Source organism: Radiobacillus deserti (assembly GCF_007301515.1).
GTDB lineage: Bacteria > Bacillota > Bacilli > Bacillales > Amphibacillaceae > Radiobacillus > Radiobacillus deserti.
On the sequence record NZ_CP041666.1, the window covers coordinates 923,785 to 938,289 of the forward strand.

Below are 14,505 nucleotides of genomic sequence, written 5' to 3' on the forward strand. Positions count from 1 at the left end.
ATTAATCTCAGTTTTTTTCAAAAATGGGAAGCCTTGTTTTTATACAGATTTGCAGCATCTTTCTATACGAAATGTTACCTAATGAAAAAAAAGCACCTTACATCCAAGGTGCTTTTTTTCTCTTGATAAATCAAAGCTGCAGGGAGTATGAGTATATTATAAAAGATTAATCCTCGAAATTATTTGTTGTTAGAAGCACTTCATTTTAATCCCAATGCTTAGGATAAGAAAGGAGAGGTGGAAGTTTCGTGTGCTTGTCTCCATTAGCAGCATTCAGCTGATCCTGTGTGAGAAAAATACTATCTAATAGATTAGCTCCTTTCAAATTGGTATCCCGCATATCGGCTCCAATAAAATCAGATCCTCTTAAGTCCGCATCTTGGAGGTTTGCAGCAATTAAATAAGCACCGCGAAAATTCGACCCTTTTAAGTCTTTTTTCGCTAAGTTCGCTCCTATTAAGTCGGCTCCTCTATCTTGATAGGTAATTTGTGTTAACTTGTGTATCTCTTTCGCCTGATGCCGTACAAGATTACTAGCTTCTATTAGCAAAAGGTTTATTTGGAAACGGTGAGCATTGATATCTAACTGTAGTAAAGAATCTGCATCTAATAGAGTAAGCTTTTCTGTTTTTGCGATCGCTTCCTTTAACTCCTGGTGGATAGTTGTTGTTACCTTTAGAGACAACGCTTCTGTTAAATACCATAGCATCTCATGTAGTTGTTGCATGATTGGTAGAATCTCAAACATATCCTCGGCCACTTCCGGGTGGGTACGCCAATCCTTACCTGAAAACGTATATTGAGATACTTTTTGACCTGCTCCAAAGCATTCATAGACCGTACATCCTCTGTATCCTTCTTCTCGTAAATGTTCATGGATCGTACAAAGAAAATTACATTGTAGATTTTGACAAGGGGTTCCACTAGGCTTGTCCTTGGCAAAATCAGTAGAGGCTGTAAATGGTAAAGCGACACAGCATAATCCGAAACAATTGGAACAATCGGCATGTAGCCGTTCTCGATTTATCTCATGTATTTGAGTAGACACCGTTGCACTTCCTTTATTAAATCTTTGTATATATAGTAAATCATAACGAGGCAAAATCCTATATTTTATTATGAAAGAAAGAACTTTATTACATATTTAATCGTATGTAATGATAAAGGAGGATGAGGATGCTTCGGCCTAAGAATTTGTATCGTGTGGAAATTGTGGAGGATATACCCTATCGTAAGCGTTATGATAATGTATTGGATTTTGAGTTTGAAAGAAGAAATGGAGTTCTCACACGAAAAGGAAATCAGGGCGTTATCAGGACCGGTATAAAAGGGGATGTAATTTCCCAGTGGGGGAGAAAGTGGTTCTCTCCTGATGAGGATCAGGAGAATATAGAATTATTTACTCCGGTTGATAATCCATCTATATTGATTCCTTATCACAAAATTAAATTCAAATACAAGGTGCTCGAAAAAAGTGAAGGGAATAGTGAATGATGAACCCTATTATAAGGTCTAGAATGGCACAAAAAAAGGTTGAGTATCTTCGTCTAGACAATACGTAATACGCTGTTTAAAATTCCCCCATGTTACCATTTTCTGTGCTTGTTCAAGAGAGAAATAGCCGACTTCTAGACTTTCTGAACTAGTAGTTGGCTTACCACCCATTGGTTTTGCAAGGAAAAGAGTGTTACAAATAGAGTTAGAAACATTTTGATAGATTCCACAAAATTTGATTACTTCCACTTCGATTCCAGATTCCTCTTTTGTTTCTCGTACGACAGCTTCTTCAAGTGATTCGCCTTCTTCTACTTGTCCGCCCGGCATTTCCCAACCACGTCTCGGACCTTTTATTAATAGGATTTCATTTTTTTCGTTAAGAACGATTGCAGCTGCAGACACAATATGTTTCGGTATAGTCAAGTATTTCTCCACCCTTTCATTCTATAATAGGTTTTTTATGACCTTACTTTACAATGTACCATATGAAAAAGCGCTTGAATGATTATTCAAGCGCATCCCCTAAAAACTCTTTCACATTCTGCACAAGCTCTTCTTTTGGATAGGTTTTATACAACAAACTGGAGAGGCGAACAGGGTCCCCGAAGAAATATCGCTCATATAACGTTTCCCGTGTGCCAAATGCACTCATCGTTAGATCCCACGCTAATCGAAATACTTTCACTCTCGTTTCTGCGTCTGCATTTTTTCCTTGTACATATTGGTGTAAGTCATATTTAATCTCCGAGTTAAAATCGTTTTCGCTTGGGATAGTAATCATTCCACTTGCTCCCAATGATTGAAGGATTTCCGTTAGGCGTGGGTAGATTCTAGGAAAAGTATTACTTGCGACCCGAAGCGGATTGATGTTTGGGCGCATATACCCCCAATCATCTAATTCAGCTTCTATTTCTGACTTACATAAAAGTCCCTTCATCGTTTCTATCCCTGTGATTATCTCGGACATTTTCTCTTGAATATGCTGGTATTCGCCAATGTTAATCGTCTGTACAATCATTTCTGCAATACCAAGTACAAATTCAAGCTTTACGATCTGTCTTGTTACAACCTGATGCAGTGCAAAGTGATGGAAAGAGCTCTTGATCATAAAGGAATTTGAAACCTCTAAATTGTGATAAAAGAAAACTCTGTCCCACGGAACGAGGACGTTATCAAACACGAGAATCGTATCCATTTCGTCATAGCGGGTGCTTAAAGGGTGATCAAAGATAGAAGAGCCACCAACAAACGATGGACGACCAATAAACCGCAATCCTTTTGTGTCACTTGGAATCGAAAAGGCGAAGGAATGAGCTTGATCCATTATCCCTCCTGCAGAAAAAACGAGCACTTCATCGGTTAACCCACCTTGCGTGGCAAGAAGCCTCGCGCCTTTTATTACGATTCCTTTTGCATTCTCTTCGATAATTCTCGCGGAAATGGGTTCGTCTGGGTCTTCAAAATGAAGCTGAGAGCGATTCACTTGAGGGTTTACAAATGTATGGGTGAAGGATAAGTCCTCTTCTCTAGCTCGTTCATATAAGTTTGTTATATGGTTTGGAAAACAATTTTTTTTTCCTTTCAAATACTTAACGGAAGAAGCAAAAGCAGTTAGAACGGTATTCATATAGTCAGGGCTTCTTCCCATCAGACCGTGAGTAGATTTAGCCCATGTTTCGATTAGTTCTCTTCTTTTGGCCAAATCCTCTTTCGATTTCGGCTGCAGGTAAGAAAGACCTACTGAATCTCCTGTTTTGGGAGAAGGATAAGTAAGCCCTTGTTCCAATTGTACGTTATATAAATTGGCTTTCTCCTGTAAAATTCCTTTAAAGGCAGGATGTTCCGAAATTTTCCCTTGGATTCTCTCGCCATCTAACCATATCTCAGATTGTTGTTTGTTTATTCGATCTATGAATTCTTTTCCACTAATGGCAGGCATATTTCCACTCCTTACATATAGACATCTAGAATGTACTATCATCATATTGAGCGAGTGCCTATTCTGTTCCAACAAATCCGGGCAAATTCATTGTTTATTAAGGAAGGAGTTTGGTATGATGCAAAGGATTAAGAAGAGGGGATGGCCATGAAAAAAGTACATTTTGGATTGTTAGTTTTATTAACAACGGCTCTTATGGGCTCATCTTTTGCGATTGGAAAAATGGGGTTGGCATATGCAACTCCGATCTTATTAGTGGCGCTTCGTTTTACGATAGCTGGGGTAATTATGTCTATCGTAGTGTACGTATGGAAAAGACCACATCCTAATGATTGGCGCACTTGGATAAAAATAGCGGTTATTGGGTTGTTTCAAACAGCTGGTGTCATGGGCTGTATATTTGTCAGTTTACGTACCATTACAGCGGGGGAATCTTCTATACTGACCTTTATTAATCCCTTGCTAGTCGTTGTGTTCGGTACCTTATTTCTAAAATTGACATATTCGATTCGACAATGGGTTGGGGTAGCTCTCGGTTTTATTGGTGTTTTCATAACGTTTGGTGCTCATGTTGACTGGAAAATAGGTACACTTCTCGGCTTTCTTTCGGCAGTTTCTTGGGCAATCGGAACATTGCTCATAAAATCATGGGGAGTGACGGTAGATAATTGGGTGCTAACCGCGTATCAAATGCTAAGCGGGGGAGTACTGTTACTTCTAGGGAGCTTTCTTCTAGAGGATCCGCACTTTGACATAAACTATGCTTCTATTTTTATTTTGGCGTGGCTGGCAATTATGGCTTCAATTGTACAGTTTGCCGGTTGGTTTTATTTACTTAGAATTGGGGACCCGGGTAAGACGAGTGCCTTCTTATTTTTAGCTCCATTCTTCGGCGTCCTTTCTGGATGGGCTTTACTAGATGAAGCTATTAGATGGTATGTAATAGTAGGGGGCTTGTTTATTTTTGTTGGGATTTTTCTGGTGAATTGGACATCTCGAAAACTGTAAAACAATTTTTCATTATTTACCATAAATTTTGAATAGTATAAAATAAGAGAGTAGACACGGAAAGGAATCCTTTTTATGAAAACTTGCTTAAAACGTTTTAAACAAGTTCCTTATTATGTATGGATACTATTCTTTTATTTATATTTTGCTTCTATTGTGATGGAAGCTAATACGGACAATACGACAGAATGGATATGGCTTATTAACGCTGTTTCCGTTGTATTGTTTTCCTCTTTCACGGGTATTAAAGGTGGACTACTTCTTTCTTTCCTTGTTTCAATACCTAACTTTTCGTACGAATGGTATGCTTCTCAAGTAACCGGCCAAGAGTTTACAAAGTTAGGTATTTTGACAATGACATTCGTTTTAAACGTATCATTAGCCATTACCGTTGGTCACTTCTCAAACCATATCAAACAAAACAATCGAATGCTTCAAGAGAAAAATGAACAATTAAATAAAGTATTTAATAGTGTAGATGCGACCATCTGGACCTATAACCTAGAAACAGGGAAATGCATCGTGTCCGAAGGGCATGCGAAAATTTATGGCTATACAAGAATAGAGTTTGAATCAGACTCTACTCTTTGGTTGAGTGCGATTTTCCCAGAAGATAAGCCAATTGTGAAAGAGGCGGAGAAACAATATTTGTCTGGACAAAAGACAGATATCGAATATCGGATTTACCGGACAGATGGAGAAATTCGTTGGATTCGTGACAAAGCTACACCAATTATGAATGAGTCTGGCATAGTAATGGAAGTAAACGGCATTGTAACGGACATCACGGAAATAAAACAGGCAGAGAAACAAATCCATCAGCAAACCCATTTGATACAAAGTGTAATCGATACGATTGATTCCTATGTTTTCTCTTTTGATGTAGTCAATCAAGAAGTTCTCTTTTGTTCAAAAGGTGTGGAAAAGATTCATGGTCTTTCCTTTGAAGACATCTATGAGGATAAAAAAAGGTGGAGATATTCGATTCACAAGGATGATATCCAATCGTTTATTATCCAATATCATCGTGTGTTAAAGGGTGAAAGTATCAAGACGGAGTATCGAGTTTTACCGGATGGACAAAGCGTAAGGTGGGCAAGTACGAATATGACTCCAATTCTGGACGAAACTGGACAAGTCATACGAATTGATGGGGTAAGTATAGATATTACAGAATACAAAACAAAAGAAAATCGCTTAAACACACTTGCTTATTACGACGCACTGACAAAGCTTCCAAATAGATATATGCTAGTAAAATATTTAGAAGCTGCTATACAACAAGCGGAGACAACGAATGGTAGATTTTCCGTTATGTTTCTTGACTTTGATAACTTTAAGAAGATTAACGATACACTTGGACATCATGTGGGAGATATGTTTTTGAAAGAAATGTCTAACCGAATGAACAGTGTGCTTCGAGAAGAAGACTTAGTAGCAAGGCAAGGTGGAGACGAGTTTATTATTTTATTACATGAGACCAGTGCCAAGGGAGCAATTCGAGTAGCGAAGAGACTGTTAGCGGCATTTTCTTCTCCAATTCAGATGGATGGCTATGAAGCAGTGACAACACCAAGCATCGGTATTAGCGTTTATCCAACTAGTGGGAAAGACCCAGATTCCCTCATAAAACGAGCGGACTTAGCGATGTATCAGGTGAAGGAAAAGGGACGAAATGATTATCAATTTTATACCAATTCATTGGATAAGCGTGTCTCTCGTAAGATGAAAATTGAAACCGCACTTCCTAAAGCTCTGAAGAATGATGAGTTTTATCTTGTGTATCAACCGTTAGTTAATTTAAATACAGGGCAAACTGAAGGAATGGAGGCTTTAATTCGTTGGAAGGCTCCTTTTGGAGAAGTGCAGCCAAATGAGTTTATACCGATTGCGGAAGAAACAGGGCTAATTCTAGATATTGGCGCATGGGTCATGAAGCAAGCCTGCATGCAAAACAAAGTGTGGCAGCAGAAGGGTATTTTGCATGCACCAATTTCCATTAATGTATCAGCTAGACAAATGAAAGAAAAAGGGTTCTCGAGGTTGGTTAAACAGACGTTAGTCGAAACAGGACTCTCTCCAACGGATTTAGAGCTAGAAATTACCGAGACGGTTATGATGAATATTGGAGAGGCTTCTAAGGTAATCAATCAACTGAAGGAAGAAGGAATTCGAATTTCTATTGATGATTTTGGAACAGGCTATTCATCGTTAAATATTATTAAAGATTTAACGATTGATACATTAAAGATTGATCAATCCTTTATTAAGGATTTAATGGAAAATCATAAAGCTACGAATCTCATGAAGGATATTATTAGTATTGGGAATCATGTAGCCGATAAGATTGTCGCGGAAGGCGTGGAACTAGAGGATCAACGCGATTTCTTAATTCGCAATCATTGTAGAATTGGACAAGGATTCTTATTTAGTAAGCCCATGCTGCCAGAGGATATTGAAGCGTCTCAGCGGAAAATGAATATTTTAGCGAAACGAAAATACTAAAAAAAGGATACAAATTCTCCAGGGGGAGGTTTGTATCCTTTTGTCATATGAAGATGTATGTATTAGGAAATATTCTGTTGTAAGTCTTGGAGAAATTGTTTCGTTTGTTTTGGTTTAGATAATCGGATGATGTTAATCTCTGAAGATTGTTTCAATCGTTCTTTAATTGCTGGTGATTTTTCTTTCTTGAAGCGAGCAACCCATCGTATGAAATCGAGGTCTAGTTTCTCTGGACAGCCCTCTCCCATGTCAGGTCGAGTACGTCCGTGATATTGAATACGACGTTTCACAATGCGGTAGAGACAACGTGTGGTGGAGTAATCTAAGAAGATAACCGTATCAGCTGCTTGTAGTCGGACTTCCATGGTTGCACCATAATTCCCGTCTAGGATCCAACGGTCTTGTTCCATTAAGTCTAGCTGTTTTTGGACCCATTCTTCACGGTTAGCCGCTTCCCATCCTGGCTTCCAAAATAATGAATCTAAATGATAAACCGGAATATGTAGCAGACTTCCTAATTGTTTGGCAAGTGTGGATTTCCCAGCTCCGCCACTTCCAATAATCATAATTTTCCTCATAGATTTCCCCCTTTTCATATGTCATATGGAATTAATATCATACCACTTTCTCAAAGAAAATCTAGTCTTTTTTCAGGCTTTTTAAGAAATTTTATATCAAGGAGGCTGTACTTTAAAATAAGAAAAAGCGATAGAGAATTCTCTACCGCTTCTGTCACGATTGAAGCATGGAATAGTCTGCAATTTTTGCATCTGCTGCATAGGCATGTTGGAGCTTGCAAGTGATTGGTCCTGGTTTTCCATCCCCAATCCTTTGATCTTCTATATGGACAATTGGCATGACTTCCGATGTACTACTAGTAACAAAAACCTCATCCGCATCCATTAACTGAGCCACAGAAAAAGCAGCCTCTACAAATGGGATGTTATCCTGACAAGCCAGCTGTTTGATTCGTCCGCGCACACAACCATGCAGTATTTGGTTTGTTTCAGGATGCGTATAAACAGTCCCTTTTTTCACAATATATATGTTGGAAGAGCTGCATTCTGTTACTTTTTCATCCCGATGTAGAATTGCTTCGTAAGCACCGTGCTCTTTTGCTTCTTGTTTCGCCAACACATTTGGTAAAAGGTTCAAACTTTTAATGTAGCAATTTTGCCACCGCTCATCAGGACGAAGGATAGCGGATACGCCGTTTCGAAGTTTATCTTCAGGTCGAGGTAAATCCTCCACATATGCATAGAAATTAGCTTCCACAGTCGGGAAAGCGTGATCCCTTGTCGCAGAGCCTCTTGTTGCTTGTAAGTAAACCTTTGCATCGTCTGTTACGTTATTTTGAGATAATAATTGACGAAGGTTAGCATCAAGCTCTTCTTTGGTAAAAGGAAGCTTTATTTTAACCGCTTCGGCCGAACGAAAAAGTCGATCAACGTGCTCCTTCTTTAAATAATAGTCTCCATTATAAACCCGAATGACTTCATAAACCCCATCACCAAATTGTAGCCCTCTTTCTTCAAAGGGGTAGGTGAGACTGTGACGGTCTACAAACTCTTGTTGTGATAAAACATAGGAGTGAACGGTCATCCATACTTCCTCCTTTATCAGATTATTGGAATGTTTACTATTATATCAAAATATTCTGTTTTTGTATCTCAGGACTAATAAAAGTACAGCAAGGAAATACAGGCTAATGCCTGTATTTTTACAATTGAAAGAACTAGGTAGATTGGATTATGGGTTGCTATATCACTAGTTTGTTAACTCTATGTAAGTTTTTTTAAATAAAATGTAATTTTTGGGTTGAAAGACTATTTTTTCGTTGCTATAATAAACAACATGACTTGGAGGAACAAGCTAAGCTTCATAACGATAATTGCTAATCACATGCGGGTGTAGTTTAGTGGTAAAACCTCAGCCTTCCAAGCTGATGTCGAGGGTTCGATTCCCTTCACCCGCTCCAAACATTGGGACCAACGCAGTGTTTCGTTTTAAAACGAAGCATTGCGTTTTTTAATGTCTTAACGATGTATTGCTTGATAGTCAAGGATTGTAGATTGTATTCTAGTGATTGATACTGAAAAAAGAGGTGTCTGATCGTGAAAAAGCTTCAGCAACTTTTCAAGCAAATAGATGGAAAAGGCTACAAAGCCTATAAGTCGATTCAAGGTGAATATGAATTTCATCGATATGAGCTTATGATTGACTACGTACAAGGGGATCCTTTTGCATCTCCTTCTAAAATTAGAATTATTATTCCAGACGAATACTATAAGATTAAGCGGGAATGGAAGAGTGAAAGGCATCGGAAAATCTATACCGAGGATAAAATTGCTAGAAGTGTGGCAGATGCTATTCATCAGAATCATATTTCGGTAAATGGCTCTGGTAAAAGTGGTATGATTTCGATTGATAAACCAGGTCAAGAAATTCTGGAGCGAACAGCTGTTACGATAGATGAGAAACATACGACGATTTGTTTAATGGTAGGATTACCTGCAAATGGGCGTAGAATCAATGGAAGAGAAGCGGAAAAGCTATTTTTTGACGTACTCCCCAAGCTTCTAAAGGAATCGGTCTTTTCCATTAAAGAGCACGAAATAGAAGAAGTTGTTCAATTAGCGGACCAACACCAAACGATTCGCGAAAAAATGAAAGAAAATAACTGGATGGTATTTGTAGCAGATGGAGCGATTTTACCGAGGAAAAGCGGAGTAAGTAATCGACCGATGCATCAGGCGGTTCCTTTTTATAGTCCCGAAGAAAAACGGGTTTCGATCTCCATCCCGCATCGTGATGAACCGATTTCTGGAATGGCGATCGAAAAGGGGATCGTATTGATTGTCGGGGGTGGCTATCATGGTAAAAGTACCCTGTTGAATGCCATTGAGCGTGGCGTGTATCATCATATTAAAGGGGATGGCCGTGAATATGTGCTGACAGATCCCGACGCAGTCAAGGTTCGAGCAGAGGATGGCAGAGGGGTTCAGCATGTGAACATCTCTCCGTTTATCAATAATTTGCCACATGAACAAACGACGAAGGCTTTTTCAACGGAAAATGCAAGTGGCAGCACCTCACAAGCAGCGAATGTGGTCGAAGCGTTAGAAGCGGGTGCGACTACGTTATTGATGGATGAAGATACTAGCGCTACTAATTTTATGATTCGGGATCAAAGAATGAAAGAATTAGTAGTCGATAAAAAAGAACCAATCACCCCGTTTATTGATAAAGTAAAGCAATTAAAAGAACAAAAGAACGTTTCGTCTATTCTAGTGATGGGTGGTTCTGGTGATTACTTTGATGTAGCGGATGATGTTATTATGATGGAAAATTATAAGCCAGCGCTTGTGACAGAGCGGGCAAAAAGCATTGCTGCAAAATATCCTACATCGGCGCAAATCACAACAGGAGATTTCGGAGATCTACCTAGACGAACCTTTCTGCCGAGTAGCTTCTCAACAGGGCGAAAAGGAAAAGTACAAGCTAAAGGCTTGAAATCCGTCCTTATAGATCGTGACCTCCTTGATTTAAGTGGAGTGGAACAATTGGTGGACTCCTCCCAAACTCGTGCCATAGCAGAAATGATTAAATATCTAGAACACTCGAAAAAAAGTAAGGATATTTCTTTAGCCGCACTACTAGATGAGCTGGAACGACTTATGAATGAAAAGGGATTACACGCGTTTGCAAAATTTCCAGACCAACACCCTGGAGACTTAGCTAGACCTAGACGGTTTGAAATCGCAGCTGCCTTTAATCGGATCCGGAAAGCGAACGTAAAAGACATATAAAAAAGAAAGGAGGGATGGCATGTATTACGACGAACTAAAAGAAGAGATTATTGCCTATAGCAAATCGATAGGGATTGATAAAATCGGGTTTGCTTCAGTGGATGTGTTTAGCGAATTAAAAGAACGATTAAAGCGACAACAAGAATTAGGCTATCAATCTGGGTTTGAGAAAGGTACGAATGAAGAACGTACAGAGCCTAAACGCCTCTTGCCTGAAGCACAATCGATCATTGCAATAGCACTTGCCTATCCCTCCCGAATGAAGGATGCTCCAAAGAGTGTAAAGGGAGACCGTCGCGGATTATTTTGCCGTGCGTCATGGGGCCGCGATTATCATGATGTATTGCGAGATAAGCTGTCTCAGCTTGCAGCTTATCTGGAAAAGAGAGTACCAGGCTTTTACCATAAAATGATGGTCGATACAGGGGAGCTTTCAGACCGTGCAGTGGCTGAACGCGCAGGCATAGGTTTTAGTGGTAAAAACTCCATGATAATAACGCCAGAGTTTGGGTCATACGTGTATCTTGGTGAAATGATTACGAACTTACCGATTCCGCCTGATGAACCGATTGAGGATAGCTGCGGAACGTGTACAAAATGTATCGATGCTTGTCCTACAGGTGCACTAGTGACTGGTGGCCAATTAAATGCTCAGCGTTGTATTGCGTTTTTAACCCAAACAAAGGACTTCTTACCAGATGAATACCGAAGTAAAATTGGAAATCGTCTGTATGGGTGTGATACGTGTCAGTTAGTCTGCCCGAAAAACCATAAAAAAGATTTTCATCTACACCCAGAAATGGAGCCGGATCCAGAGATAGTAAAACCGCGATTAATTCCGTTATTAAAGCTGTCTAACCGGGAATTTAAAGAAACGTATGGCGAGATTTCTGGTTCTTGGCGTGGGAAGAAACCTATTCAACGAAACGCAATTATTGCACTTGCGCATTACAAAGAAGAAGGTGCAGTAGAAGATCTAATACGAGTGATGAAGGAAGATCCTCGTCCGGTGATTCGAGGAACCGCGGCATGGGCGCTTGGAAAGATTGGAACGGATCAAGCTTTTGAAGCAATTGAGCAAGCAAAAGAAAAGGAAGAGGATGAACAAGTTATCCAGGAGATGGAAAAAGGGCTTCATTTTCAAGTGAAGATATAGGGGTTCGCCTAATTTGTGGAAAACGCCTTTTTCCAATCCGTTATTTTTAGTACACTATATGTAAAGCATAAAGAGGAGTTGTTTATGAGTAAACGTTCCTTTCTATTTTATGATGAAGTAGACACACCAGTTGGAATGTTGACTTTCGTTCGAAAAAATCAAGCTTTATGTAGAGTGGATTTTGGAGATTATCAAGATAACGAAGCCTTGTTCTCCAATTGGTCGAAGTATTATTTTCACAATCCGCAATGGGTGAAAGATTCAGATGGAATCTTCAAGGATTGTGAAAAACAGCTGCTAGCTTATTTGAACGGAGAACGTTCGGACTTTTCTCTTTCCTATAATTTGTTTGGAACGTCTTTTCAACAAAGCGTATGGCAGGCGCTAACGGAAATTCCATATGGGGAAACTAAATCCTATAAAGAAATTGCACAAGCCATACATGCTTCAAAAGCAATTCGAGCAGTAGGTGGAGCAATCAACAAAAATCCGTTATCCATTATTATTCCTTGCCACCGAGTTATTGGGAGCAATGGCTCGCTCGTTGGATATAACGGTGGTGTAGATAAAAAAGAATATTTCTTTAAGCTTGAGAATGCACCAGTAAACCTAATCTAAGGATTGCTGGTGTTTTTTTGGTCTAATTGTTTTCGTCCTCACATACGGTGATAAGTGGAGGAGTGAGGCCAACATGAATTTAAAAGACCAAATTGAAAAGTACTGGACAGAACAGGTTAGTGATTTTAGGGCTCTAGATAAACCAAATTGGGTAACAAGAAAAATTCAATTACATGAAAAAAGAGGGAACGAAGTAGTTCGTATTACAGGAAAAGGAAATATGTTTCGCCAATCAGAAGGAAATGGAGAAGAATCCAACATAGATTATAATCTTCAGGTTACCTTCTTAATTCGACATGGTGATTATTTTTATCATGAAGAGCAGCAATCGAAGCATCAAGCCCTTTTTTATAGGGGTCAGCTCGTTGAAGATCGAGAAGTAGCTGATGTAAGGGACGAGGAAGCCCCTACTATCGAACCTTTTGAATCTTCTGAAATGCGAAACCAAGCCCGTTTCACCTATGATCGAAGAGCAGCGGTTCAATATGCGGAGCGTTGGTGGGATGATTATAATCCAGAATATAAAACATTTGACGTAGACTGTACGAATTATATTTCTCAATGCGTTCATGCAGGTGGAGCCCCGATGCGTGGTATGCCAAACCGCTCACAAGGCTGGTGGTATTCAGGTGATAACTGGAGTTACAGCTGGGCTGTAGCCCATTCTTTCCGGTGGTATTTATCCGGTTCCAACCAGGGGCTGAAAGGAAAAGAATTAGAACGACCGGAAGATTTGTTACTCGGAGACGTGATTTGCTATGATTTTGAAGGGGATGGACGCTGGAATCATACCACCATTGTTGTAGCTAAAGATACAAGAGGCATGCCTCTTGTAAATGCACATACTACGAATAGCCGACATCGTTATTGGTCGTATGAGGATTCTTATGCTTGGACAGAGGATTGCCAATATAAGTTTTTTCGGATCGGCGAGTAGCGCTGATATAGTGCCGAAAAACGCCGATAAAAAAATAAACGCTGATATATGAAAAAAATCGCTGATATACAGAAAAAAACGCTGATATCCATAAATTTTCGCTGATATTCTGTCCAAGTGATCAACTACTTAGCTTAAGCCATCGAATACACGAATCATGAATAGGTATGCTATACTTATCAGGTTAACTATTGGCTAGAGGTGAAACATGTGGCAAATCATATCGTATTATTTCAACCAGAAATCCCAGCGAATACGGGGAATATAGCACGAACTTGTTTAGCGACGGGTACTTCCCTACATCTCATTCGTCCACTAGGCTTTTCAACGGATGATAAGATGTTAAGAAGAGCGGGGCTCGACTATTGGAAAGATGTGACGATTCATTACTATGACTCCATCGATGAACTATATGAAAAGAATCCTACCGGAGAGTTTTATTATATCGAGAACTTTGGTACGAAAGCTTATACGGATTTTGATTTCAGTCCAACAGATCAAGAGCTTTTCTTCGTTTTTGGTAGGGAGACGAATGGAATTCCGCATGACCTGTTGGAAGGAAAAGAAGATCGTTGCTTACGCATTCATATGAATGATAAAGTTCGTTCTCTAAATCTTTCGAATACAGCGGCAATCCTCATTTATGAGGTTTTAAGACAACAAGGCTTTCCTGGACTTAAATAGAAAAACGTCAGCAACCAATTTGCTGACGTTTTTTAATTCCTTATTTTTTTGGAATATCCTTTGTATCATAACCTGCTGAAAAAATAGAGATTAAAAATACAGCACTTACACCAAGAATTAATGCAATTCCGATTGTCATGGGTGCATCCTCCTTTACGATCGTACCTTACATAACGTTAGTATGTAATAATGTCTATGCCCATTATACCGAATTCACTCATTTTTGTGAACTCATTCTGATGGTTTATTCATCATTCCGCTAGTTTTGACATAGATTATACTACTTATCGTTAATTACTTTATAGGACTGCAGGAATAAACAATAGCATTCCTAAAGCTTGAAAGACATTTT

General features: G+C 39.3%; 13 protein-coding genes and 1 tRNA gene. 9 read left to right on the plus strand and 5 right to left on the minus strand.

The annotated features are described in order from the left end of the window. Positions 1-205: 205 nt before the first annotated feature. Complete coding sequence (locus FN924_RS04980) at positions 206-1,048, minus strand: pentapeptide repeat-containing protein (protein WP_143892336.1); 843 nt, start codon at positions 1,046-1,048, stop codon at positions 206-208. 128 nt (positions 1,049-1,176) lie between these two features. Between FN924_RS04980 and FN924_RS04985 the strand changes: the two genes are divergently transcribed. After that, entirely contained in the window at positions 1,177-1,494 is a 318-nt protein-coding gene (locus tag FN924_RS04985) for a hypothetical protein (protein WP_228409574.1), read from the plus strand. An 18-nt stretch (positions 1,495-1,512) separates the two neighbouring features. Here FN924_RS04985 and FN924_RS04990 read toward each other — a convergent pair whose 3' ends face one another. Both FN924_RS04990 and hpaB read right to left on the minus strand, forming a co-directional pair. Next, positions 1,513-1,920 (minus strand): NUDIX hydrolase, encoded by a 408-nt coding sequence (locus tag FN924_RS04990; protein ID WP_143892337.1) that lies wholly within the window; start codon positions 1,918-1,920, stop codon positions 1,513-1,515. 82 nt (positions 1,921-2,002) lie between these two features. Beyond that, positions 2,003-3,436, minus strand: coding sequence for a 4-hydroxyphenylacetate 3-monooxygenase, oxygenase component (hpaB, locus tag FN924_RS04995; RefSeq protein ID WP_143892338.1), 1,434 nt, complete (start codon positions 3,434-3,436; stop codon positions 2,003-2,005). 147 nt (positions 3,437-3,583) lie between these two features. Here hpaB and FN924_RS05000 point away from each other — a divergent pair, with 147 nt between their 5' ends. Further along, positions 3,584-4,444 carry a DMT family transporter gene (locus tag FN924_RS05000; RefSeq protein ID WP_143892339.1) on the plus strand — a complete coding sequence of 287 codons (861 nt, stop codon included), beginning with the start codon at positions 3,584-3,586 and terminating at the stop codon, positions 4,442-4,444. 75 nt (positions 4,445-4,519) lie between these two features. Continuing rightward, entirely contained in the window at positions 4,520-6,949 is a 2,430-nt protein-coding gene (locus tag FN924_RS05005) for a bifunctional diguanylate cyclase/phosphodiesterase (protein ID WP_143892340.1), read from the plus strand. Positions 6,950-7,011: 62 nt separating this feature from the next. On the opposite strand, the gene FN924_RS05010 is transcribed toward FN924_RS05005, so the two are convergent. Both FN924_RS05010 and dat read right to left on the minus strand, forming a co-directional pair. Then, positions 7,012-7,527, minus strand: a complete 516-nt coding sequence (locus FN924_RS05010) for a DNA topology modulation protein (RefSeq protein ID WP_143892341.1) — start codon at positions 7,525-7,527, stop codon at positions 7,012-7,014. A 154-nt stretch (positions 7,528-7,681) separates the two neighbouring features. After that, on the minus strand, positions 7,682-8,551 hold the full coding sequence (dat, locus tag FN924_RS05015; protein WP_143892342.1) for a D-amino-acid transaminase: 870 nt from the start codon (positions 8,549-8,551) through the stop codon (positions 7,682-7,684). A gap of 302 nt (positions 8,552-8,853) precedes the next feature. Here dat and FN924_RS05020 point away from each other — a divergent pair. From FN924_RS05020 to trmL, 6 genes are all read left to right on the plus strand, one after another. Continuing rightward, positions 8,854-8,927: transfer RNA gene (locus FN924_RS05020), tRNA-Gly, on the plus strand. Between the two features lie 136 nt (positions 8,928-9,063). Beyond that, positions 9,064-10,758: an ABC-ATPase domain-containing protein gene (locus tag FN924_RS05025; RefSeq protein WP_143892343.1), complete on the plus strand. Its 1,695-nt coding sequence runs from the start codon at positions 9,064-9,066 to the stop codon at positions 10,756-10,758. A gap of 19 nt (positions 10,759-10,777) precedes the next feature. Further along, on the plus strand, positions 10,778-11,914 hold the full coding sequence (queG, locus tag FN924_RS05030; protein ID WP_143892344.1) for a tRNA epoxyqueuosine(34) reductase QueG: 1,137 nt from the start codon (positions 10,778-10,780) through the stop codon (positions 11,912-11,914). 84 nt (positions 11,915-11,998) lie between these two features. Then, on the plus strand, positions 11,999-12,532 hold the full coding sequence (locus tag FN924_RS05035; protein WP_143892345.1) for a methylated-DNA--[protein]-cysteine S-methyltransferase: 534 nt from the start codon (positions 11,999-12,001) through the stop codon (positions 12,530-12,532). A 73-nt stretch (positions 12,533-12,605) separates the two neighbouring features. After that, positions 12,606-13,469, plus strand: a complete 864-nt coding sequence (locus tag FN924_RS05040) for an amidase domain-containing protein (RefSeq protein WP_143892346.1) — start codon at positions 12,606-12,608, stop codon at positions 13,467-13,469. Between the two features lie 210 nt (positions 13,470-13,679). After that, a complete protein-coding gene (gene trmL, locus FN924_RS05045) occupies positions 13,680-14,153 on the plus strand; it encodes a tRNA (uridine(34)/cytosine(34)/5-carboxymethylaminomethyluridine(34)-2'-O)-methyltransferase TrmL (protein ID WP_143892349.1) in 474 nt (157 codons plus the stop codon). Positions 14,154-14,505 lie beyond the last annotated feature (352 nt).

What these genes read in the sequence shown, in the direction of transcription:
- FN924_RS04985 (WP_228409574.1), top strand. Translation starts at nt 1,177, where the DNA reads ATGCTTCGGCCTAAGAATTTGTATCGTGTGGAAATTGTGGAGGATATA.
- FN924_RS05010 (WP_143892341.1), bottom strand. Translation starts at nt 7,527, where the DNA reads ATGAGGAAAATTATGATTATTGGAAGTGGCGGAGCTGGGAAATCCACA.
- hpaB (WP_143892338.1), bottom strand. Translation starts at nt 3,436, where the DNA reads ATGCCTGCCATTAGTGGAAAAGAATTCATAGATCGAATAAACAAACAA.
- FN924_RS05035 (WP_143892345.1), top strand. Translation starts at nt 11,999, where the DNA reads ATGAGTAAACGTTCCTTTCTATTTTATGATGAAGTAGACACACCAGTT.
- queG (WP_143892344.1), top strand. Translation starts at nt 10,778, where the DNA reads ATGTATTACGACGAACTAAAAGAAGAGATTATTGCCTATAGCAAATCG.
- dat (WP_143892342.1), bottom strand. Translation starts at nt 8,551, where the DNA reads ATGACCGTTCACTCCTATGTTTTATCACAACAAGAGTTTGTAGACCGT.
- FN924_RS05005 (WP_143892340.1), top strand. Translation starts at nt 4,520, where the DNA reads ATGAAAACTTGCTTAAAACGTTTTAAACAAGTTCCTTATTATGTATGG.
- FN924_RS05040 (WP_143892346.1), top strand. Translation starts at nt 12,606, where the DNA reads ATGAATTTAAAAGACCAAATTGAAAAGTACTGGACAGAACAGGTTAGT.
- FN924_RS05000 (WP_143892339.1), top strand. Translation starts at nt 3,584, where the DNA reads ATGAAAAAAGTACATTTTGGATTGTTAGTTTTATTAACAACGGCTCTT.